The sequence below is a fragment of the Methylobacterium sp. 2A genome (genome assembly GCF_009806555.1).
GTDB lineage: Bacteria > Pseudomonadota > Alphaproteobacteria > Rhizobiales > Beijerinckiaceae > Methylobacterium.
The window spans coordinates 204,769-224,012 of record NZ_VUOK01000018.1 but is presented as its reverse complement, the minus strand read 5'-3'; the positions used below and the strand labels follow the sequence as shown (position 1 = coordinate 224,012).

Below are 19,244 nucleotides of genomic sequence, written 5' to 3'. Positions count from 1 at the left end.
GGGTGCTGATCCCGGGATCGGCCGTGCCGATGAGCCGAATCGGCAGCGTTGAAGTGGATCAAAGCGCTTCCGGCGATGGCGGGCAGGATGGCCTCTGTCAGGTTGGATGGGAGCGGACGATGACCCAGGCGTTTCGAACGACCTACCTGGAGGCGGTGCGCCGCGCGCGGGTCCCGGTCAGGCTGGCGCCGCGGAACGATGCGGGCCAACGGCTTATCGCCGATGGCTATCGATACCGGAGCATCGGCAGCCGGCGGGCCCTTGCCCTGGCCCTGGCCCTGGCCCTTGCGGCGGCGGTGGTGACGCCAGCGCTGCTCTGGCTCGTCCTCTGACCCCGACCGAAGCGCGGTGGCGGGCGATGGGTGACGTCACGGCACACCGGCACGTCCCTTGAGATGGATCAAGGCCGACGCCGCGAACCGGAGGCACGCTCCTCATAGGGCGCCGGAGTTCCGGCAGCGGGAGGCGGTCATGAAGATCTCCAACATCATGGTCTCGGTCGATCTCGGGGCGGCGGCAGCGGACCGCGTCCAACTCGCTGCAAGCCTCGCCGAACGTTTCGAGGCCAAGCTGACCGGCGTCGCGGCGCGCGCCGTCCTGGCGCCCATGCCGATCGGCGACATGCTGGAGGTCGAGCGCATCTGGGCCATCGAGGAGCGCCTCGCCGATGAGCAACTCGCGGCGGCCAAGGCCCTGTTCGCGCGCGAGGCCAGGGCAGCGCCCAGATCGGAGTGGCGCGCGGCTCCGACCAACCCGCTGGCCTACCTCGCCGGGCAGGCGCGGGCGGCCGACCTGGTGGTCGTCGGCCGGCACGGGCCGGCGGACGGAGACCCCGGTCCGATGGGCGTCCCGGCCGGGCCGCTCCTGATGGAAGCCGGGCGTCCGGTTCTGATCGCGCCGCCCGGTGTGGAGACCATCGCGGCGCGGCGGATCGTCGTGGCCTGGAAGGACACGCGCGAGGCGCGCCGGGCCGTTCACGACGCGCTGCCGCTCCTGACACGGGCCGAGGCGGTCCAGGTGGCGGTGGTCGGCCCTGAGGCCGACCGGGAGGGCGCCGAGGATGTCGCCGCCTACCTCTCCGGCCATTGCGTCGGGGTCACCACGCATCTGCTGCACAAGCCGGAGATCGGCACCGCGGACGAGATCCTCCGGTTCGCCCAACGCGCGGACGCCGACCTGATCGTGATGGGCGCCTACGGGCACAGCCGCCTGCGCGAATGGGTCTTCGGCGGCGCCACCCGCGACATCCTGACGACGACGCCCGTCTGCTGCCTGATGAGCCATTGATGCGCGTGGCCGCCACCCTGCCGGCGGGCGCCCTCGCGCTGCTCGCCAGCCTCCTTCCCACCGGGGACGCCCTCGCCTGGGACCGGCAGGTCAAGCAGGGCGAGACGCTCGCCCGGACCAACTGCGCCCGGTGCCACGCCGTGGGAAAAGTCGGAGCGAGCCCCCTGCGGGAAGCGCCGCCCTTCCGCGAATTGCACACGCGCTACCCCGTCGAGGATCTCGGCGAGGCACTCGCCGAGGGCATCCGCACGGGTCATCCGAGCATGCCGGAATTCCGGTTCGACCCGGACCAGGCCGAAGCCCTGATCGCCTACCTCAAGAGCCTGGAACGCTGAGCGAGGAGTTTGCCGATGTACCTGCGCTGCCTCCTCGTTCCCACCGCCCCCGGCCTCGACGCCACCCGGCGGCTGGATGCGGCCCTGCGGCTGGGCCGCCGGCTGCACGCGCATATCGGCGTCAGCTTCATGGCGCCGGGCCCGGAGCACGTGCTCGCCGGGATGGCCAGCCTCGTGCCGATGGACGGCGCGACCATCGAGGCCATCGAGCGGGGCGTGCGGGAATCCGCGGCCGAGGGTCAGGCAGCCTTGCGGGCGTGGTGCGCGCGCGAAGGCGTGCCGTTCGCGGTGTCGGGCGGGCGCCTGGACGCCACCTTCGCGACCTGGACCGAACTCTCGGGCGAGGTCGAGCCGCTCCTCACCCTGGCGGGCCGCGTCAGCGACCTCGTCATCGTCGACCGGCCCGCCCCGGAGCATCCGTTCACCAAGCGGGCGCTCGACACGGCGCTGTTCTCGGTGGGTCGACCGACCCTGATGGTCAGCGAGATCCTGCCCTACGATCTGTTGGATCACGTCGTGATCGCGTGGAACGGCAGCCTGGAAGCGACACGCCTGATCGGTCAGTCCATCACGCTCCTGCACGAGGCAACCCGGGTCACGGTCGTGCAGGCTCGAACCGAACGCTTTGAGGAGGCGCGGGCCGCGGACCTTTGCGGCTACCTGCACTGGCACGGCATCATGGCGGAGGCCGTCTCTCTGTCGGTCGAGGAAGGGGCCTCGGTTGGCGCGGCCATCCTGGCAGAGGCTGAGCGACGCAAGGCCTCCATGCTCGCCCTCGGCGCCTATACCCACAGCCGGGTGCGCGAACTCCTCCTCGGGGGCGTCACCCGGCATGTGATCGAGCACGCCCGCCTCCCGGTGCTCATGGCCCATTGAGCATCGGGCCAGCCCGCCTGCGAAGTCTGGGACGAACAGGGCGGCCCGCCTCAGGGGACGGACCCTCGATCCGGCCCGCGTCATCAGTGGGACATCAGGCAACAGGCGGGCGTCGTCAGGATGCCGCAGGTGACGCCGCCGAAGACCCACCCACGCAGGCGGCTGTGCCCGCAGGCGCCGATCGCATCCTCATCTCACGGTGAGGCCCGCCGTCAGCGAGCCGGGAAGCCGGATCGCGCCCCGGGCTGGGACAGGGCGATGTGGATCAGTTCCGCGAGACTCCCCACGCCGAGCTTGAGCCGCATGGCCGATGTGGTTCCGACGACGCTGCGGTAGTTCAGCGCCAGGATGTGGGCGATCTCGGTGTAAGTCTTGCCCTTGCCGAGCAGCGACAGGATCTGAAGCTCCCGCGCGTTCAAGCGGGTCAGCGGCGAGCGATCGGCGGCGAGGTCGAGGACCGCGATATGCGTCGCGATGGCATGGGGCAGGTAGCTCCGGCCCGCGCGCACCGCATCGAGGGCTTCGAGGAAGGTCGCGACGGACGTATCCTTCATCACGAAGCCCAGCGCCCCGGCTTCGAGCACGCGGGCGGCGATGACCGGGTCGTCGTACATGCTGAAGGCGAGGATGCGGGTCGCCGGCTCCAGCGCCCGGATCCGGCGGATCAGCGACAGGCCGGAGGGGCCGTCCTCCCCGAAGGAAAGGTCCGTCACCACGAGGCCCGGCCGGTGGCGATGGAACACCCGGTAGCCGGAGACGATGTCGTTGGCCTCGAAGACCTCGGCGATCCCCTCCATCTCGGCGAGCTGCCGGAAGCCCTGGAGCACGACCGGGTGGTCGTCGACGATCAGGATTCCCGCCCGCGCCGAGGGCGCCTCCCTCCGCGGGGCGATGTCGAGGGCGGCGCTCATGGGGTGCTCCGGGTGAGCGGCCTCACTTCGTTCTCGGAGAGTTCGGAGAGCGCCGCCTCGTGGCCGAGCCCTCGGTTACGGATGTTGACGTAGTGCTGGCACATCTCGCCGTAGAGGCTCTTGTGGCGGCCGCGCTTGGCGGCGATCTGCCCGAACCCGTCGAGGAGGTCGCCGTAGCTCTCGGACTTGCCGGTCTCGGCGAGCATCTGGCCGAGCTGGACCGTGCGGTTGGCGATCATCCGCGGATCCTCGATGAAGCCCTCGGCGGCGCGGGCGAGGCTCGTGCGCATCGCCTGGACCGCCGGCGCGTCGTTGGCGAGCGGGTGCCCCGCCTCGCGGCCGGCGAGCCAGCGCGCCGGATCGGTCCCGTCCTTGGGCGAAAGCCAGGCGGCAAGCTCCGTCTCGGAGGTGCGCGCCACCACCGCCTCATCGGTCTTCGCGTCCTCCTCGCCGCGATTGCAGGCGGCGAGCGGCAACATCAGGGCCAGGGCGGGAAGAAGGACATTCCTCATCGGGACGCCTCCGGTGCACCGGGCGCCACGGCGAGGCCGCGCGGCCCCTCGGCGACCGGAATGCGGCGCGTCTCGCGCAGGGTCGCGAGGTCGATCACGGAGACGGTATCGGAGAACCAATTGGCGACGTAGGCGAAGCCGCCGCGGATCGCCACCCCCTCCGGGTAGGGGCCGACCGGCACCGTCGCCGTCACCGCGAGGGTCTTCGCGTCGATCACCGAGACCTTGCCCGCGTGCTGGTCGCTGACGAGCACGCGCGCGCCATCCGCGGTGACGGCGATGCCGTAGGGGCTCGCGCCCGCCGGCACGGTCGCCAGGATGCGCCCGGCCTGGGTATCGATCACCGTCACGTCGTTGCTGCGGACATTCGCGACATAGAGGCGCCCGCGCGCCGGATCGTAGGCCAGGGCGAACGGTCCATCGCCCACGGGAAAGCTGCCGACCCGCCGCATCGCGACCGTGTCGATCACGCCCACCGAGCGGCCTTCCCGCTCGGCGACGTAGAGACGTCCAGCCGGCCCGAGGACGAGATGCGCCGGGTCGGGCCCGGTCGCCGCCTCGCCCGCGACGGCGCCGTCCATCGCGAGGGCGATCACCCGGTTGCCCGACCAATCGCCGACATAGATCCGGCTGCCGTCCGGCTCGGCGGCGAGACCGAAGGGCTGAGCCTTGAGCGGAAGGCTCCGCACGGATCCGTCCGGCGCGACCACCGAGACGACCCTTCGATCGGGATGGCTGAGATACAACCTGCCGGCCGCATCCGCCGCCACGACGGCCGGTGCCGCCGCCACGAGGGTAGCGGTTGTCGCCCCGCCTACCTCGATCCGCGTGACCTTCGCGCCCTGCTGGCTCACGACGAACAGGCCCCCGCCTGCCGCCGGCCATGCCGCCAGCAGGACGAGGAGCCCGAAGAGGCGAACGCACCCGATCATTGCGTCGGCCCGCCCTCCATTCTGGCCTTCAGACCCTTGAGGCCATCGGCGAGATAGCGGTTCATCGCCTCGCGGCCGGCTTCGTCGCTCAGGTTCTCCGGCGGCTCGTTGCCCGTGTCTCCCCGATAGAAGCGACCCATCCATTCGACCCTGGAGCCGTCCCCATCCGGGTCGACGGTCAGGATCGCGGAATAGGAGGAGACCGGCAGCGCCGTCAGGTCCGGGTCGGACATGCGGTAGGAATAGGTGCGCTCGGACCCCTTCCACTCGTCGAGCCCCTCGACCAGGGTGCCGCCGGACTTGAGCGTCACCTTGCGCACGGCGCCCCCGGCATTGCCGCCCGTCGCCTCGACCGTGGCGACGTCCGGGTGCCAGGCGGCGATGCCGCCGAATTCGCCCACGATCTTCCACACCGCGTCGGGCTTCGCCTTGATCGTCACGGTCTGCACGACCTTCTGCGGCGTCGGGCCGTGGGCCAGGGCCGTGCCTGTGGCGAGGATCAGAGTCAGGGTGGCCAGGGTACGGATCATCGCATTCTCGCTGAGGGGCTGAGGGAAAGCGGCAGGCCGGCGCAGAGGGTGGCCAGCACCAGCGCCAGCGCCAGGGCGCCGAGGATCGGACGTGGATCGAGGGAGCCCTTCAGGGCGCGGGGCGTCACCGCCGCGCGGACGGGAGCGTCGAGCCCGCCCGGCCTGTCGAGATGGGCGTAGGCGAGACCCGTCGCCCCCGCGAGGCGCTTCAGGTAGGCCTCGCGCACGGAGGAGAGGTGCTCGGTGCCCCGCGCGGCCGCGGCACCGAAGGGCGCGTTGCGCGGGTTGTAGCCCTCGCGGTTTTCGGCATCGCTCGGTGGCGGCCCGAAGCGGTTCTCCTGCGCCACGTCGGTCTCGCCATAGAAGCCCTTCTCCCGGCCGAGCTCGTCGTAGCGGGGGATCGGCGAGAGGGCGTAGGCCCCGGCGCCGACGATGAGCCCGCGCACGGCGCCGGGCCTGCCGTCGAAGGCGGGCGGCTCGCCCCCCGGCAGGGGCGGCGTTTCCTGGCCGTCCGTGACGAAGACGAGATCGGTGCCGAGCCCGGCGGCCATCTCGATCGCCCGGGAGAGGCCGGCGGCGATGCGGCTGTCGCCCTCCCAGGCCATGCGCCAGTCGATGGCGGCGAGCGCGCCGTCGAGGGGGGCGAAATCGGCGCAGACCTCGATGGGCGTGAAGAGCAGGAAGGGGCGTCGCTCGGTGAACAGGCCGAGCGCCGCTCGCGAACCACAGGGCAGATCCGCCATCAGCCGGCGGAGCGCCGCCTTCGCCGTGTCGAGGCGACTCACCGGCTTCCCGTCCTGCGCATAGTCGCGGACGTTCATCGAGCCGGTGATGTCCACCACCATCAGGATCTCGGCGCCAATGCGCGTGACTGGCAGCACCGGCACGACGAGGGCGGCGAGGGTCAGGCCGAAGGCGACGGCCAGGGCGAGGAAGCGCCAGCCGCGCAGGTTGCGGGCGATGGGCCAGGGAATGGGCGAGGCGGCAATCACGGGCCGCCCCTCGGCTGGCCGGGAATGTCGGTCCAGATCTTCTTGGGCTCCGATCGGAGTTCGTCGCCGTCCGTGCGGTTGAGCTCCGGGTAGTCGCGGATCAGGCGCGAGGCGACGTCGAGGTTGAACTTGGCGTCCCAGAAATCGGGACGCTCGCGCAGTGCCCGACGGTAATCCTGTCGGGAGAGCGTCACGAGCGGCCCGGCCTTGTCCAACTCGCCCCGGGCGAGGAGACCGAAGGCGTCGCGCAGGCGGGCGTTGGCGAGGGTGTAGCGGGCGCGGGCGAGGTTCCCCCTGTCATCGCCGGCTTCGAGGCCGGAGAGAAGCGGCTCGACCTCGTCCAGGCGCCCGCGCTTGGCGAGGAAGGCGACGCGCGCGGCCAGGACCGGACCCGGCGCATTGGCGGAGACCTCCGCGTCGGTCCCGCGCTCCAGCGCGGCGATGGTCCGGTTCGCCCGTTCGAGCCGCCACGCCTCGATGCCGAAGGCGGCGGCCGTTGCGAGCAGCAGGACGGGCAGAACCACGATCAGGCTCGGGCGCAGGCGGGCCCACAGGCGCTTCATGCCGCCCTCCGCAGGGGCTCGTCCGCCGCGATCCGTCGGACGGCCCGGCGAGCGGGGAGATCCGCCTCGGCCAAAACCGCGAGCGCCAGCAGGAGAAGGCCGAGGGCTGCCACCCCGTAGGCCCATCCGGTGAGGTCGTGGCGGGGTCGAACCTCCGTAGAGGGGATGGGGTCGCGTTCCAGCGCCTCGATCCGCGCGATGGCGTCGGCCACGGCCTGCGGCCCCTCGGCCTCGAAGGCGCGGTAGGGAATGGTCAGGCTCTTGAAGAACAGATCGAGATGGCGCTCGGGGGCGGCCTGGGGCGTGTCCTCGCCCGCCGGCCGGTCGTGGATCGAGGGCGAGCCCTTGGTGCGCAGGAACAGCCAGTAGAGGTTCGGCCGCACCTTGGCGAACGCGGCGCGGAGTTGGTCCTGCACGCGCGGGTCGATCACCGCCGCCCCGTCCGAGATGAAGAGCAGCACCCGCGCGATGCCCCGGTCCGCCCCGAACTGCGACAGGGCCATGGCGAGCCCCCTGGCGACGTTGGTGTAGTCGAGGCCCGGCCGGTCGATGGCCGCGATGGCCGCACGCACGGCGTCGTGCCGGTCGGTCATCGGCAGGACGAGCATCGGGGCCGTCGAGAAGGCCGTGACGGCGAAGTGATCGTGCGCCCGCTCGCCCACAAAGCCCGAGAGCAGGCGCCGGGAGGCCGCCGCCTTCGATTCCTCCGCCCCCGAGGGCTGCTTGCCGGCAAACGTCTCGTTCATGCTGCCGGAGCGGTCGATGAGCATCGAAACCTGCGCGCCGATGCCGATGCGCGTGATCCGTTCCCCCGCCCGATAGGGGCCGGACAGACCGACCACGAGGCCGCCGATCGTGGCGATCCCCGAGAGTGTCAGAGCGCGGCCGATCCGGCGGGAGAGTGGATCGGCCGGCGCCGCCGCGATGGCCGGCACCGCGCTGCGCCTCCGGCCGGAGGCGACGATCGGCAGCAGGGCTAGCGGCAGGAGCCACAGCACCCACGCGGTCTCGACGCCGTAAGGAGCGAAGACGGCCGGCATGTCAGGCGGCCCGCTCGGCGGCGGCGAGGCGGCGGAGCGCCGCCTGCATCTCCGGCCAGGGCCAGATCTCCCGGGCCGCCTGCGCCTCCCGCCCGAAGAAGGCCCGGCGGGATGCCGCGAAGAAGCGCGCCAGGGCCTCCTCCTCTTCCCGGAAGGCCGGATGGCGGTCGAGGAAGGCCGGGAGGTCGTCGGCGAGGAGCCGCCGCCCGTCCGTCTCGTCGAGGCTGCGATGGATCAGGCGCAGGGCCTCCTGGTAGCCGCCCTCGTCCGTCCCCGCGAGCCGGCGCAGGCGCTGTGCGGCACGGGCGAAGGGGCGGCCCCGGCGGCGGCCGAACCACGCGCGGTCATAGGCGAGAAGCCCGAGCGCCAGGAGCGCGAGACCGACCAGCACGAGCGCCGCCGTGGCGGCGGGCTCCGGGTCGAGGCGGGACACGCGGCCGTCCGGCTGCAGGTAATCGGCCGGGTCGTCGCGCTTCTCCGGCTGGATCTCCCGCAGGGGTGAGACGCCGAAGGACCAGGGCGGGATCTCGGCCTGACTTGTGATGGCTCCGCCGGGATTCGCGTCGGCGAGGGCGACGCTGAAGCCCGGCACGTCGAGCCGCCGCGCGTCGAGGGCGGCATAGAAGCTCTGGTAGGTCAGGCGCAGGCGGGCACCGCCGGAAACCCGCTCGACGGCGACGTCGCGCAGGTCGAGCCAGTAGGTGACGGGGCCGGGCTTCGGGAGGGAGGCGCGCTGCACGGTGAAGCCGGGCTCCAGGGCGATGTCGGCGCGGACCTGAAGCAGGTCGCCGAGGAAGTAGCCGAAGCTGCGCGGCACGCGCAGCTCGACCGAGCGGACCTGCGCGGCGGCCACGCCAGCCTGGAGGATGAGGAACAGGATCGCGACGACGCGCATCTCAATCCGTCAGCAGGTGGCGGCTCAGCGCCTGCGCATCGAAGCGATCGACGAGCGTGAAGGGCCGGCGCGCGCCCGACGCGGCCGCCATCGCGGCCAGGGCCTCGCGCCGTTCCTGCTCGCGGGCGATCCAGCGGCGGCGCAGCGCCGGCCGCAGGAACACGAGACGGCGCCCTGCCCCTTCGAGATCCTCGAGCTCGGCGAGGCCCCAATCCGGCAGATCCTCGTCCTCCGCGCTGTCGGCGAGGAGCACCGGCACCGTATCGTGCAGCGCCAGGGCGCTGAACAGCCGGCGGATCAGCTCCGCCGGCCAGCGGAAATCCGAGATGACGAAGACCATCTTCGGCCGCCCGAGGAGGCTGTGTGCCCCCTCGACCATCCCCTCGGCTCCGCCCGCCGGGCATGAGGCCGCGGCGAGCCGGCCGGCGAGAGTCAGGGCTGCGCTGCGGTGGCGGGTCGCCGGCAGGGTGAGGTCGGCGCGGATCGCCCGGTCGGCCGCGATCAGCCCGAACCCGTCCCCGATCCGGGTCGCGGAGGCGGCGAGCCCGGCGCAGAGTTCGGCCGCCAGCGCGATGCGATCGGCCACGCCCCGGTAGCGCATGGAGGCCGAGAGATCGACGAGGGCGTAGATCTCCACCGGTACGCGGGTCTCGAAGCGGCGGACATGCACGCCCTCGAACGGGTCGCGCAGGGTGGCGCGGAGATCGATCCGCCTTGCATCCGGCAGGCTCAGGAACGGCACCTGATCGCGGAACGTGCCGAGCCCGCCCGCATCCCGCCCGCGATGGGCGCCGGGCCGGCTTCCGCGCGGGCGCCAGCGCGGCCGGTAGACGATTTCGGCGGATGGGGGCCCATTCATGGGGCCGGCACCGTGTCGAACACCGCCCGGCACAGGGCGGGGACGATCTCGGCCCGGCGCATCTCGTGGACCGGTTCGAGGAAGATCCGGTGGGCCATCACGTCGGGGAAGAGTGCGCGGATATCCTCCGGCACGAGCCAGTCGCGGCCTTCGAGCCACGCCCGGACGCGGGCGGCGCGCACGAGGAAGGCGAGGCCGCGCGGCGAGGCGCCCCCCTGAACGAGGTGCGCCATGTCGATCCCGGGTAGGCGGATACCGGCCTCGGCGGGGCGCAGCAGCGCGTCCCACAGGGCGACGACATAGGCTTCGATCGCCGGGGCCGCATCGACCGCGTGCTGGATCGCGTTCGCGATGCCGCCGATGCCCCGGTGGTCGAGCACCGCGGGGGCCACCTCGTCGATCAGCCGGTCGGTGTCGTGGAAGCGCGGATCGAAGGCGAGCGCCCGGCGGGTCTCGGCGTCGCGGGGTGCCTCCAGGCCGATCTCCATCAAAAACCGGTCGCGGGCGGCGGCGGGCAACTCGAAGGTCTCCTCGCGCTCGACCCGGTTGCGGTCGGCGAAGACCTGAAGGTTCGGGAAGCGCCATTCCCGCTCGAAGGCCGTGACGGTCCGTTCCGCCATCAGGCGCAGCAGCAGGGCATGGACCTGCGGCCGGGCGCGGTTGATCTCGTTGAAGAAGAAGACCGACAGATCCTCCGCCTGCCGCAGCACCGGGCCGGGCTCGACCCGGGGGCGGCCGTCCGCGCCGAGGAAGGTGTGGTAGATCAGGTCGGTCGGCATCAGGTCGACCGTGCCCTCGATCCGCTCGTAGGCGCCCCCGAGGGCGCGCGCGACCGCCCGCAGGAGGGTCGTCTTGCCGGTGCCGACATCGCCCTCCAGCATCACGTGGCCGCGGGCGAAGATCGCGATCGTGACGAGGCGGATGGCGCGGGCCTGGCCCACCACCGCCCGGGCGATCTCGGCCTCGAACCGGCCGGCCGCGTCGCGCCAGTCGGTCAGCATCGCGTCGCCGGGGCGCGGAGGGTTCATGGGGGACTCGGGGGATTCGCAAACGGGCGGGCATGGGCCGGGGGAGCCCATGCCCGTGACGCTCAGTTCGGGATCTTGGCGAGGTCGTATTCGAACGTGCCGGTCTTCTTGAAGTTCTCGACGCGCTTCCTGTTGCGCTCCTCCATCTGCGTGATGGAGGCGGCCTGCTTGGAGATTTCCCTGGGGTCGTGCTTCGGGTCGTATTTCGTGCCCGCGACCTTCTCGGGGAAGCCGGGCTTCGGCTCCCAGCAATTGCCCGGCGCCTTGCAGGTCTGCCCGTCATAGGCGAGCGCCGGGCATGCCAAGGGGACCGCCAAGGGGACCGCCAAGGGGACCGCCAAGGCCGCCCCCGCGAACAGCATCGCCACCCTCATCGTCTTGCGCATCTGACGTCTCCTCGCTTCCTCGCCCCTCGACCGGGGCCTCTCCTCGCTGGACCGCTCATTCCGCCAGGGGCTTGCACTGGCCGGGCGTGTCCTTGGCGAAGGTCTCGCCTTCCTTGAACGGCGTGTAGCCCTTCTTCTGCGCGTCGTTCAGCCAGACGGCGTCCTTGACCGGGCCGGTGTAGAGATGCCGGATCCAGGCGATCACCTGCAGCATCTCGTCCGGGTTCAGGTCTTCGTTGTGCGGGCCCATCATGCCGTTGGCCCCGCCCCAGAGGGTCGCGAACAGCCCCGTGTCCTCGGTGTTGGCCGGATAGGTCCAGTAATTGTCGTTGAGGCCCGGCCCGACCTTGCCCTCCGCGAGGTGCCCGTGGCAGCCCGAGCAGGAGGTGAGGAACAGGCTCTCGCCGTTGCGCAGGCAGGACTTGTCGTCGATGTAGATGTTCTTCCCCGTCTGGAAGAAGGTCTTCACCGCCTCCGTGTCGCGCCCGCCGGGCTTGCCCTCGTTGAGATCCAGCGCCTCGCCCGTGATGGTGTTGCGGAAGACGATGCCGGTCTGCGGGCCGGATTGCGGCTGGGCCAGCACCGCGCCGGCGACGCCCGCCGAGCCGAGGGCGAACACGGCCGTGAGGGTCAGGATACGCTTGGAAACGGTCATACCAAGACTTCGCAATTCTCTCGAGAGATCTGTGGTGGGCGTTCAGTTGGTGGCGAGGACCGGCACGCCGTCCTGCTTCAGGATGGCGTCGATCCTCGGCTTCGCCGTCGCGATGCCGGCATCGAGGGCGTCCTTCAGGGCGGCGTCGTCCTTGCGCACCCCCATGGACTGGTCGAAATCCTGCGGCATCCGGCGGCCGTCGCTGGTCACCGTGTCGTTCGGGACGGGGGCCATGCGCAGGGGCACCGTCGAGGCCTTCACGTAGCGGGCGATGTCGGGGGCGAAGGCCACGCCCACCGCGGCGTTGCCCTGCGCCACCTCGCCGACGAGACGCGCGGGGTCGATCTGCGTGTACTGGTTGCGCGGCGCGCGGAAGCCGACCAGCGCATAGAGGTAGGCCATGTCCTCCTCGTAGCGGCCGATATCCTTGAGCATCGCCTCGCCGGGGGAGCCGAACGGCACCACCATGTGGTCGACGGTCTTCAGGCGCGGGTCGCTCCACGATGTGATGTCGAGGCCGCTATCGGCCTTCGTGAGGAAGACGTAGCCGGCGCGGTAATAGGGCTTGGTGGTGAGCACCCGCGGGTCGTCGCTGTCGAGGCCGACGACCACGTCGCAGAGGCGCTTCTCCAGCCCGTCGCGGACGAGATAGATCGCCGGCTTGGCGATCCAGACGAAGACCGGCTTCCGGCCCATCGCCTCGGCCACCGCCACCGCGATCCGGTTCTCCAGGCCCGACCCGTCCTTCATCGAGAGCGGCGGCTGCGTCTCGGACGCGCAGATCCGCAGCGTCCCGGGATCGGCCGCCGGCGCCGTCGGAGCCCTGACGGCGTCGGACTGGACGGCCTGGGCCTCCGATTCCTGGGCGCGCGTCTGGCCACCGAGCGGCGGCAGGGCGAGGAGGAGGGCGGCGCAGGTCGCCGCACGAAAGGATCCGCCGAGGAGCGGCATGCACGTTGATCCCTGATGATGTTCTGAGAGGCGGCGCGCCGTCCCGGGCAGGGCGTGCCCGTCCGGAGCAGGCGGCACCGCGGGCATCCCGCCGGCCCGGAGGCCGGCGATGTCGCGCGTGGCGTTACTTCGTGGAGGCCTGCTGGTACTCGCCGACATTCGGGTCGTCGTAGGGACCCTTGCCGTCCAGCGAGAACACGATCACGCCGCCGCCCATCTGGGTGTAGTTGGCGAGCTTCTTGAACGCGCCCACCGCGCCGAGGCCGGCGGTCGGGTCCTGCAGGTCGAAGACGAGGCCCACGCCCGGCCAGCCGCCGACGCCGTAATTGATGGCGACGTATTGCGTGCCCTTGTGGGTGTAGGTGATCGGGTAGCCGATCGCCCCGGAGGGCAGCTTGAACTTCCAGAGCAGGTCGCCGGTATCGGAATCCCGCGCCTTGATGAAGCCGTCGAGCGTCCCGTAGAGCACGATGTTCCCGGCGGTGGCGGTGGTGCCGCCCCAGACCGCGAAGCGCTCCATCTTCTCCCAGTTGAACTTGCCGGTGATGGCGTTGTAGCTCTTGATCTGGCCCAGACCTTCGTAGTTCTGCCGGTCACCCTTCGGGCCCGGATACATGTTCAGCGTCGCGCCGACGAAGAACTGGCCCGCCCGGTAGGGCAGCATGAAGGGCTCCCAATCCATGCAGATATGGTTGATGCCCATGAAGAAGGCCTGACGCTTCGGATCGTACGAATCGTGGCCCTGGTTGTGGTAGCCCATCGCCGAGGGGCAGATGTCCTTGGCGAGGTGATCCATCCGGGTGCCGTATTCCGGGTCGCGGACCGGGGTGCCGGACTTCAGATCGACCGACTTGAACACGTTCACCGTGTCGTCGATCTTGTTGGCCGAGACCAGCGAGCCGTCGGTCCGGTCCAGGGTGTAGACGATGCCGTTGCGGTCCGGGTGGGTGAGGAGCTTCCTCAGCTTCCCGTCCTTGTCCTTCTGCTCGGACAGCATCATCACGTTGACGCCGGCATAGTCCCACTCGTCATGCGGCGTCTTCTGGTAGCCGAAATGAGCCTGGCCGGTATCGGCGTCGCGGCCGAAGATGGTCATGGTCCACTTGTTGTCGCCCGGCCGCATGGTCTCGTTCCACGGCGCCGGGTTGCCGGTGCCGAAGTAGATCATGTTCGTGCCGGGGTCGTAGGCGTACCAGCCCCAGTTGGTGCCGCCGCCGATCTTCCAGGCATCGCCCTCCCAGGTGGCCGTGCCGAGGCCCTTCTGGCCGTAATGGGCGTTCCTGATGTTGAAGTCGTCGGCCAGCAGCAGGTCCTGGTCCGGCCCGGTGGCGTAGGCCCGCCAGACCTGCGCGCCGGTCTTCACGTCGTAGGCGGTCAGGTAGCCGCGCACGCCGAGTTCGGCGCCCGAGGACCCGACGATCACCTTGTCCTTCACCACGTAGGGGGCGATGGTCAGGGTCGAGCCGACCTTGATGTCGGAATTCTCGACCTTCCACACCGTTTCGCCGGTCTGCGCGTTCAGCGCCACCACGTGGCCGTCGAGCTGGGTCTTGAGGATCAGCGGCGGCGTCTTGCCGTCGCCCGGCCAATAGGCCAGCCCGCGGTTGACGAGATCGCAGCAGGCGACCGAGCGGGCTGCCGGGTTCTGCTTCGGCTTGTCCTGCCACAGGATGTGGCCCGGATCGTCGAGATCGAGGGCGAAGGTGTAGTTCGGGAACGAGGTGTGGACGTACATCTTGCCGTCCACGACCAGCGGCGCACCCTCATGGCCGTTGAGCAGGCCGGTGGAGAAGGTCCAGGCCGGCTTCAGCTGCTTGACGTTGGATTTATTGATCTGCGTCAGCTCACTGTAATTGTTCGAGTCGTAGTTCTTGCCGGGCATCACCCAGTTTTCGCCGCTCTTCGCCAGCTCGCCGAGCTTGTCGTTGGCAAAGGCCGCCCCGGGCAGGCCGAGCGGCGCGACCGCGACCATCGCCAGCACCGACACCGAGCGCGAAAGTTGTCCCAATCTCATCGTGCATCTCCTCGCCGGGCCGCCGCGCCTTGAGGCCTCGCGGCTGTTGATTGTGCGTTGCAAGACAGACTTCAGGTCGATCTCGCGGATGGTCGGTCGATCGCAAGAGATTGACGACGCATATCTCTTATGAAAGACTTATTACGACCTCGATCGCGATTTATTTTTACCGAGGGCAGCTTGCGAATGTCTCTAGGCACTCGGTCATTTGTTGCCGGGACAAAGCGGCAATTGGCGATGGCAAGTGTGGAACTCGCGCGTATTGCTTGACGCGCCCTGCACCCGCGCCCTTTCATGGCCGCAACATCGGCGCAGATCGAGGTGGAGGCGGGATGAGACGCGGGCTGGCGAGGCGCCTGTTCCTCCTGGTTGTGCCGCTCTTTTGTGGAGCAGGTCTCGCAATGGCCGCGCTTTACCCGCAGGACCAGCGCCGGGACCTGACCGGCGCCGATCTCGACCGCTACAAGGGCGCGGGTGTGCTCTGGTGCCGCCGGCCGGACGGGGTGCCGCAGAAGGCCGCCGCGGCGTGGCTGGTGGCGGACCCGTCCGTGGTCGTGCTCAACGCCCACAACTTCCGCGATCGGCGCCTGGAGCAGACGCGTCCGGTCTCCGACTGCTACTTCCAGATCAGCGGCCGCAATTACGCGTTTGTGCCCGACAGCCTCCGGCTCGGAGCGGCGCCCGGTGCCCAAGCCCTGCACATCACGGACGATTGGGCGATCCTGCGCCTCGCGAGTCCGGCGGACGCCGTCCCGCAACCCCTGCCCGAGCCGCCGGACCTGCCGATCGGCGCGGTCTCTGTGGGTGTGACGATGGTTTCACCGGCCGGGCACGAAAATTATCATGGTCCCAGCAGCTTGGAGCATTGCACGATCCGGCGCATCGACCCGCCGAGCGAAGACGAGATCCGCCGCGCCCGCCACGATTGCAACGACGGCTACGGCGGTTCCGGTTCAGGCCTGTTCGACGAGTCTGGTCGGCTGATTGCTATGCAGAGCGCGTCGTCAGCAATGAACGCGAAACATGGGTTCGACCCTGAATTCCATTATGGCTCAGCGTTGCTGTTTGAAGGCCAACTCATCGCCGAACTGAAGCTTCTTTCTCGACATCGGTAAGATTGAGGCACGGCGATCGGAAACACGCACACCGTCCCTTGATCACGTTCGCTTCAATCGGAACGGATCAAGGACGTCGAGCATGCAAAATGCCTGCTGCGGCAGGCACGAAGAAGGTCTGCTTTCGGGAGGCCGATGCCTTCGGCCGAGCGGCAGCAAGGGGCGCACGACCGCCGGCCAAGCTCGGCCGGGAGCGCCTGGTCCGCGATCGAGCGACGACCGCCTCGGAGCAGACATCCGTCGCGCAGCCTGATCACGCGCAAATCATCGGATCCGGTGGTGCGTCCGGTGTGGAGCCGGCCCAGGGGAAAGCGACCTTCAAGTCTGCGTTGTTCGTTTCAGGCAGCGGCCGAACGATACCGACCGACAGCCATTGTCGGGTTGAGAGCTGCCGAACCTCAGCGTCGAAGAGAAGCAGATTCGAGGGATCATGGCCGTCGAACAGGCATCGAACCTTCTGCGCCGGCCCGGCCCGCCGGAGCCTGTGCCTCATGTCGACCCGCCCCGGGCCTCCGACCCGCGCTTCGCGGAGGCCGTGCCCCATGGCGCCCGGCTCGTCTCACTCTACGATCAGGCGACTTTCTGCGAGGGCCCGACCTGGTGGCCCGCCCGGGACATCCTCGTCTGGTCCGATATCGAGGGGCGCCGCGTCCTCGGCTGGCATCCGGATGGCTGCGTCCGGGTCGTGATCGATGCCACGCCGTTCATCAACGGCAACACCGTCGATCGGGACGGCAATCTGATCCACTGCGAGCACGGCAACCGCCGCCTGTCGCGGACGGCGCCGGATGGCACCTATACCGCCCTGGTGGAGACCTACGAGGGGCGCCGATTCAACGCGCCGAACGACGTCGTCTGCGCCGCCGATGGGGCACTTTGGTTCAGCGATCCCGCCTACGGCCTGCGCCTGCCCAAGCAGGGCGTGCTCGACGTGTCCGACCTCGGTCACCACAGCGTCTACCGCTTCGACCCGCGTGACGGCAGCGTCCGCCGCATGGTGGATCTCGGTCAGCCGAACGGGCTGGCCTTCGCCCCAGACGGGCGCACCCTGTACGTCAGTGACACATCCCGCACCGAGGGTGGCGATGGGCACACGATCCACGCCTTTCCCGTCCGCGACGATGGGAGCCTCGGGGAGCCCCGCATCTTCGCGGAGGTCGAGCCCGGCGTGCCGGACGGCTTTCGCGTGGACCGCCGCGGCTGGATCTGGACGAGTTCCGAGGCCGGGGTGCAGGTGTTCTCGGCAGAGGGGCACCGGCTGGGGCTGATCCCGACGCCGCAGCTCTGCTCCAATTGCTGCTTCGGTCCCGGCGAGGGGCGGCTCTTCATCACCTCGAAGGAGCACCTCTACGCCGTGGACCTCATGCCCGGCTGAGCCGGGTGACTCACGCAAACGTCAGAACGCTTCCAGGCCGGACAGGAACGCGCCGGAACACCGCCCGTTAGCCTCACGACACTGCGCGAGCCACTGCGCGTCTCATTGGGAATCCCGTCGCAGCACGTGAGGCGTGGCTCCTTCCCGGGGCGACGCGGGGGCGCGGGTTCAAGGAGTTTTTCCATGGCCGAAGCCGTCGCGGACTTCTTCTGGAAGCGTCTCGCCGAGTGGGGCGTCAAGACAATCTTCGGCTACCCCGGCGACGGCATCAACGGGCTGCTCGGCGCTCTCCAGCGCAACGACCTGCCCTTCGAGTTCATCCAGGTCCGCCACGAGGAGATGGCCGCCTTCATGGCCTCGGCCTACGCCAAGTTCACCGGCGAGGTCGGGGTCTGCCTCGCCACCTCCGGGCCGGGCGCGACCCACCTGCTCACCGGCATGTACGACGCCCATCTCGACCACGTGCCGCTGCTCGCCATCGCCGGCCAGCAGGCGCGCAACGTGAACGGCGCGCATTACCAGCAGGAATTCGACCTCACCAGCGTCTACAAGGACGTCTCGGCCTACGTGCAGCAGGCGTCCTCGCCGGCGCAGGTCCGCCACATCGTCGACCGCGCCATGCGCATCGCCAAGGCCGAGCGCAAGGTCGCGGCGATCATCCTGCCCAACGACCTGCAGGACGTCCCCTACGAGGCGCCGGTGCGCAAGCACGGCAACACCTTCTCGGGGGTCGGCTACACCGCCCCGAAGGTCGTGCCCTTCGACGCCGACCTGCGCCGGGCCGCCGACGTGCTGAACGCCGGCAAGAAGGTCGCGATCCTGGTCGGCGCCGGGGCGCTCCACGCCACCGATCAGGTGATCGCGGTGGCCAACAAGCTCCAGGCCGGCGTCGCCAAGGCGTTGCTCGGCAAGGCGGCGCTCCCCGACGATCTGCCCTTCGTCACCGGCACGATCGGGCTCCTGGGCTCCAAGCCGTCCTCCGACATGATGGCCGAGTGCGACACCCTGCTGATGGTGGGCTCCGGCTTCCCCTGGGCCGAGTTCCTCCCCGAGGAGGGGCAGGCGCGCGGCGTGCAGATCGACATTTCCCCGGAGATGCTGTCCCTGCGCTACCCGATGGAGGTGCCGCTCTGCGGCGAGTCCGCCGAGACCCTCACCGCCCTGCTGCCGCTCCTGGAGCAGAAGAAGGAGGGCGGCTCCTGGCGCACCGGCATCGAGAAGGGCGTCGCCTCCTGGTGGAAGGAGGCGGAGGACCGCGCCATGGCGAAGGCCAACCCGGTCAACCCGCAGCGCGTGACCTGGGAGCTCTCGCCGCGCATGCCCGAACGGGTGATCGTCACCTCGGATTCGGGGTCCTGCGCCAATTGGTACGCCCGCGACCTGAAGATGCGCCGCGGCCAGATGTGCTCGCTCTCGGGTGGCCTCGCCTCCATGGGCGCGGCGGTGCCCTACGCCATCGCCGCCAAGGTGGCGCATCCCGACCGGCCGGTGATCGCGCTGGTCGGCGACGGGGCCATGCAGATGAACAACATGGCCGAGCTGATCACGGTGGCGAAGTACAGGCACCGCTGGTCGAACAAGACCTGGATCTGCTGCGTGTTCAACAACGAGGACCTGAACCAGGTCACCTGGGAGCAGCGGGTGATGGAGGGCAACCCGAAATTCGAGGCGAGCCAGACCATCCCGAACGTGCCCTATCACAAGTTCGCCGAGCTGATCGGCCTGAAGGGGATCTACGTGGACGACCCCGCCAAGGTCGGCCCGGCATGGGACGAGGCCCTGGCGAGCCCGGTTCCGGTGGTGCTGGAGGTCAAGACCGACCCCGAGGTTCCGCCGCTGCCGCCGTTCTTCACCCTCCAGCAGGTGCAGAACTTCATGTCGATGCTCGGCAAGGGCGATCCGAAGGAGCGCCATCTCCTCGCCGACACCGCCCGGCAGGTGCTCAGCTCGGTCCTGCCCGGCGACAGGAAGTAGGGCGCAAGGTCCAC

At 70.0% G+C, this 19,244-nt stretch carries 21 protein-coding genes and 1 pseudogene; 7 read left to right on the top strand and 15 right to left on the bottom strand.

Going from position 1 to position 19,244, the window contains the following annotated elements; all coding sequences use genetic code 11:
* Positions 1 to 119: 119 nt before the first annotated feature.
* From FVE89_RS09345 to FVE89_RS09330, 4 genes are all read left to right on the top strand, one after another.
* On the top strand, positions 120 to 332 hold the full coding sequence (locus tag FVE89_RS09345) for a hypothetical protein (protein ID WP_160533748.1): 213 nt from the start codon (positions 120 to 122) through the stop codon (positions 330 to 332).
* A 139-nt stretch (positions 333 to 471) separates the two neighbouring features.
* On the top strand, positions 472 to 1,287 hold the full coding sequence (locus tag FVE89_RS09340; protein ID WP_160533747.1) for a universal stress protein: 816 nt from the start codon (positions 472 to 474) through the stop codon (positions 1,285 to 1,287).
* A complete protein-coding gene (locus FVE89_RS09335; RefSeq protein WP_160533746.1) occupies positions 1,287 to 1,622 on the top strand; it encodes a cytochrome c in 336 nt (111 codons plus the stop codon). The genes FVE89_RS09340 and FVE89_RS09335 overlap by 1 nt, the downstream gene beginning before the upstream one ends.
* A gap of 15 nt (positions 1,623 to 1,637) precedes the next feature.
* Positions 1,638 to 2,498, top strand: coding sequence for a universal stress protein (locus FVE89_RS09330; protein ID WP_160533745.1), 861 nt, complete (start codon positions 1,638 to 1,640; stop codon positions 2,496 to 2,498).
* Between the two features lie 83 nt (positions 2,499 to 2,581).
* Here the strand turns inward: FVE89_RS09330 and FVE89_RS31030 are convergent.
* The 15 genes and pseudogenes from FVE89_RS31030 to FVE89_RS09260 form a co-directional block, all read right to left on the bottom strand.
* Positions 2,582 to 2,680: pseudogene (locus FVE89_RS31030) on the bottom strand (universal stress protein); the annotation flags it as partial.
* A gap of 30 nt (positions 2,681 to 2,710) precedes the next feature.
* On the bottom strand, positions 2,711 to 3,409 hold the full coding sequence (locus tag FVE89_RS09325; protein ID WP_160533744.1) for a response regulator transcription factor: 699 nt from the start codon (positions 3,407 to 3,409) through the stop codon (positions 2,711 to 2,713).
* Positions 3,406 to 3,921, bottom strand: a complete 516-nt coding sequence (locus tag FVE89_RS09320) for an MxaH protein (protein ID WP_160533743.1) — start codon at positions 3,919 to 3,921, stop codon at positions 3,406 to 3,408. Before FVE89_RS09320 ends, FVE89_RS09325 begins: the two co-directional genes overlap by 4 nt.
* Positions 3,918 to 4,853 carry a YncE family protein gene (locus tag FVE89_RS09315; RefSeq protein WP_160533742.1) on the bottom strand — a complete coding sequence of 312 codons (936 nt, stop codon included), beginning with the start codon at positions 4,851 to 4,853 and terminating at the stop codon, positions 3,918 to 3,920. The genes FVE89_RS09320 and FVE89_RS09315 overlap by 4 nt, the downstream gene beginning before the upstream one ends.
* On the bottom strand, positions 4,850 to 5,383 hold the full coding sequence (locus tag FVE89_RS09310) for an SRPBCC family protein (protein ID WP_160533741.1): 534 nt from the start codon (positions 5,381 to 5,383) through the stop codon (positions 4,850 to 4,852). Before FVE89_RS09310 ends, FVE89_RS09315 begins: the two co-directional genes overlap by 4 nt.
* Positions 5,380 to 6,375, bottom strand: coding sequence for a vWA domain-containing protein (locus tag FVE89_RS09305; protein WP_342389660.1), 996 nt, complete (start codon positions 6,373 to 6,375; stop codon positions 5,380 to 5,382). Before FVE89_RS09305 ends, FVE89_RS09310 begins: the two co-directional genes overlap by 4 nt.
* Entirely contained in the window at positions 6,372 to 6,938 is a 567-nt protein-coding gene (locus FVE89_RS09300; protein ID WP_160533740.1) for an MxaK protein, read from the bottom strand. The genes FVE89_RS09305 and FVE89_RS09300 overlap by 4 nt, the downstream gene beginning before the upstream one ends.
* Complete coding sequence (locus FVE89_RS09295; RefSeq protein ID WP_160533739.1) at positions 6,935 to 7,978, bottom strand: vWA domain-containing protein; 1,044 nt, start codon at positions 7,976 to 7,978, stop codon at positions 6,935 to 6,937. Before FVE89_RS09295 ends, FVE89_RS09300 begins: the two co-directional genes overlap by 4 nt.
* Position 7,979: 1 nt before the next feature.
* Positions 7,980 to 8,873, bottom strand: coding sequence for a nonribosomal peptide synthetase MxaA (locus FVE89_RS09290; protein WP_160533738.1), 894 nt, complete (start codon positions 8,871 to 8,873; stop codon positions 7,980 to 7,982).
* 1 nt (position 8,874) lies between these two features.
* Positions 8,875 to 9,732, bottom strand: a complete 858-nt coding sequence (locus FVE89_RS09285) for a DUF58 domain-containing protein (RefSeq protein WP_160533737.1) — start codon at positions 9,730 to 9,732, stop codon at positions 8,875 to 8,877.
* Complete coding sequence (locus FVE89_RS09280; protein ID WP_160533736.1) at positions 9,729 to 10,760, bottom strand: MoxR family ATPase; 1,032 nt, start codon at positions 10,758 to 10,760, stop codon at positions 9,729 to 9,731. Before FVE89_RS09280 ends, FVE89_RS09285 begins: the two co-directional genes overlap by 4 nt.
* Positions 10,761 to 10,822: 62 nt before the next feature.
* A complete protein-coding gene (locus tag FVE89_RS09275; protein ID WP_246730589.1) occupies positions 10,823 to 11,122 on the bottom strand; it encodes a methanol dehydrogenase [cytochrome c] subunit in 300 nt (99 codons plus the stop codon).
* A 79-nt stretch (positions 11,123 to 11,201) separates the two neighbouring features.
* Entirely contained in the window at positions 11,202 to 11,801 is a 600-nt protein-coding gene (moxG, locus tag FVE89_RS09270) for a cytochrome c(L), periplasmic (RefSeq protein ID WP_160533734.1), read from the bottom strand.
* A 42-nt stretch (positions 11,802 to 11,843) separates the two neighbouring features.
* Entirely contained in the window at positions 11,844 to 12,752 is a 909-nt protein-coding gene (gene moxJ, locus FVE89_RS09265) for a methanol oxidation system protein MoxJ (RefSeq protein WP_160533733.1), read from the bottom strand.
* A gap of 124 nt (positions 12,753 to 12,876) precedes the next feature.
* A complete protein-coding gene (locus tag FVE89_RS09260; protein WP_202130689.1) occupies positions 12,877 to 14,766 on the bottom strand; it encodes a methanol/ethanol family PQQ-dependent dehydrogenase in 1,890 nt (629 codons plus the stop codon).
* Between the two features lie 401 nt (positions 14,767 to 15,167).
* On the opposite strand from FVE89_RS09260, the gene FVE89_RS09255 reads away from it, so the two are divergent.
* From FVE89_RS09255 to FVE89_RS09245, 3 genes are all read left to right on the top strand, one after another.
* On the top strand, positions 15,168 to 15,881 hold the full coding sequence (locus FVE89_RS09255) for a serine protease (protein ID WP_246730570.1): 714 nt from the start codon (positions 15,168 to 15,170) through the stop codon (positions 15,879 to 15,881).
* Positions 15,882 to 16,311: 430 nt separating this feature from the next.
* Complete coding sequence (locus FVE89_RS09250) at positions 16,312 to 17,256, top strand: SMP-30/gluconolactonase/LRE family protein (RefSeq protein WP_160533731.1); 945 nt, start codon at positions 16,312 to 16,314, stop codon at positions 17,254 to 17,256.
* A 183-nt stretch (positions 17,257 to 17,439) separates the two neighbouring features.
* The gene (locus FVE89_RS09245) at positions 17,440 to 19,230 is read left to right on the top strand and encodes a thiamine pyrophosphate-requiring protein (protein WP_160533730.1); all 1,791 of its coding nucleotides are present in this window, start codon (positions 17,440 to 17,442) and stop codon (positions 19,228 to 19,230) included.
* Positions 19,231 to 19,244 lie beyond the last annotated feature (14 nt).

Bases quoted from the DNA above. Each gene is read 5' to 3' on its own strand.
- FVE89_RS09290 (WP_160533738.1), bottom strand. From the start codon at position 8,873: ATGCGCGTCGTCGCGATCCTGTTCCTCATCCTCCAGGCTGGCGTGGCC.
- FVE89_RS09295 (WP_160533739.1), bottom strand. From the start codon at position 7,978: ATGCCGGCCGTCTTCGCTCCTTACGGCGTCGAGACCGCGTGGGTGCTG.
- FVE89_RS09345 (WP_160533748.1), top strand. From the start codon at position 120: ATGACCCAGGCGTTTCGAACGACCTACCTGGAGGCGGTGCGCCGCGCG.
- moxG (WP_160533734.1), bottom strand. From the start codon at position 11,801: ATGACCGTTTCCAAGCGTATCCTGACCCTCACGGCCGTGTTCGCCCTC.
- FVE89_RS09325 (WP_160533744.1), bottom strand. From the start codon at position 3,409: ATGAGCGCCGCCCTCGACATCGCCCCGCGGAGGGAGGCGCCCTCGGCG.
- FVE89_RS09260 (WP_202130689.1), bottom strand. From the start codon at position 14,766: ATGAGATTGGGACAACTTTCGCGCTCGGTGTCGGTGCTGGCGATGGTC.
- moxJ (WP_160533733.1), bottom strand. From the start codon at position 12,752: ATGCCGCTCCTCGGCGGATCCTTTCGTGCGGCGACCTGCGCCGCCCTC.
- FVE89_RS09285 (WP_160533737.1), bottom strand. From the start codon at position 9,732: ATGAATGGGCCCCCATCCGCCGAAATCGTCTACCGGCCGCGCTGGCGC.
- FVE89_RS09300 (WP_160533740.1), bottom strand. From the start codon at position 6,938: ATGAAGCGCCTGTGGGCCCGCCTGCGCCCGAGCCTGATCGTGGTTCTG.
- FVE89_RS09330 (WP_160533745.1), top strand. From the start codon at position 1,638: ATGTACCTGCGCTGCCTCCTCGTTCCCACCGCCCCCGGCCTCGACGCC.
- FVE89_RS09245 (WP_160533730.1), top strand. From the start codon at position 17,440: ATGGCCGAAGCCGTCGCGGACTTCTTCTGGAAGCGTCTCGCCGAGTGG.
- FVE89_RS09310 (WP_160533741.1), bottom strand. From the start codon at position 5,383: ATGATCCGTACCCTGGCCACCCTGACTCTGATCCTCGCCACAGGCACG.
- FVE89_RS09315 (WP_160533742.1), bottom strand. From the start codon at position 4,853: ATGATCGGGTGCGTTCGCCTCTTCGGGCTCCTCGTCCTGCTGGCGGCA.
- FVE89_RS09320 (WP_160533743.1), bottom strand. From the start codon at position 3,921: ATGAGGAATGTCCTTCTTCCCGCCCTGGCCCTGATGTTGCCGCTCGCC.
- FVE89_RS09275 (WP_246730589.1), bottom strand. From the start codon at position 11,122: ATGCTGTTCGCGGGGGCGGCCTTGGCGGTCCCCTTGGCGGTCCCCTTG.
- FVE89_RS09335 (WP_160533746.1), top strand. From the start codon at position 1,287: ATGCGCGTGGCCGCCACCCTGCCGGCGGGCGCCCTCGCGCTGCTCGCC.
- FVE89_RS09280 (WP_160533736.1), bottom strand. From the start codon at position 10,760: ATGAACCCTCCGCGCCCCGGCGACGCGATGCTGACCGACTGGCGCGAC.
- FVE89_RS09250 (WP_160533731.1), top strand. From the start codon at position 16,312: ATGGCCGTCGAACAGGCATCGAACCTTCTGCGCCGGCCCGGCCCGCCG.
- FVE89_RS09340 (WP_160533747.1), top strand. From the start codon at position 472: ATGAAGATCTCCAACATCATGGTCTCGGTCGATCTCGGGGCGGCGGCA.
- FVE89_RS09255 (WP_246730570.1), top strand. From the start codon at position 15,168: ATGGCCGCGCTTTACCCGCAGGACCAGCGCCGGGACCTGACCGGCGCC.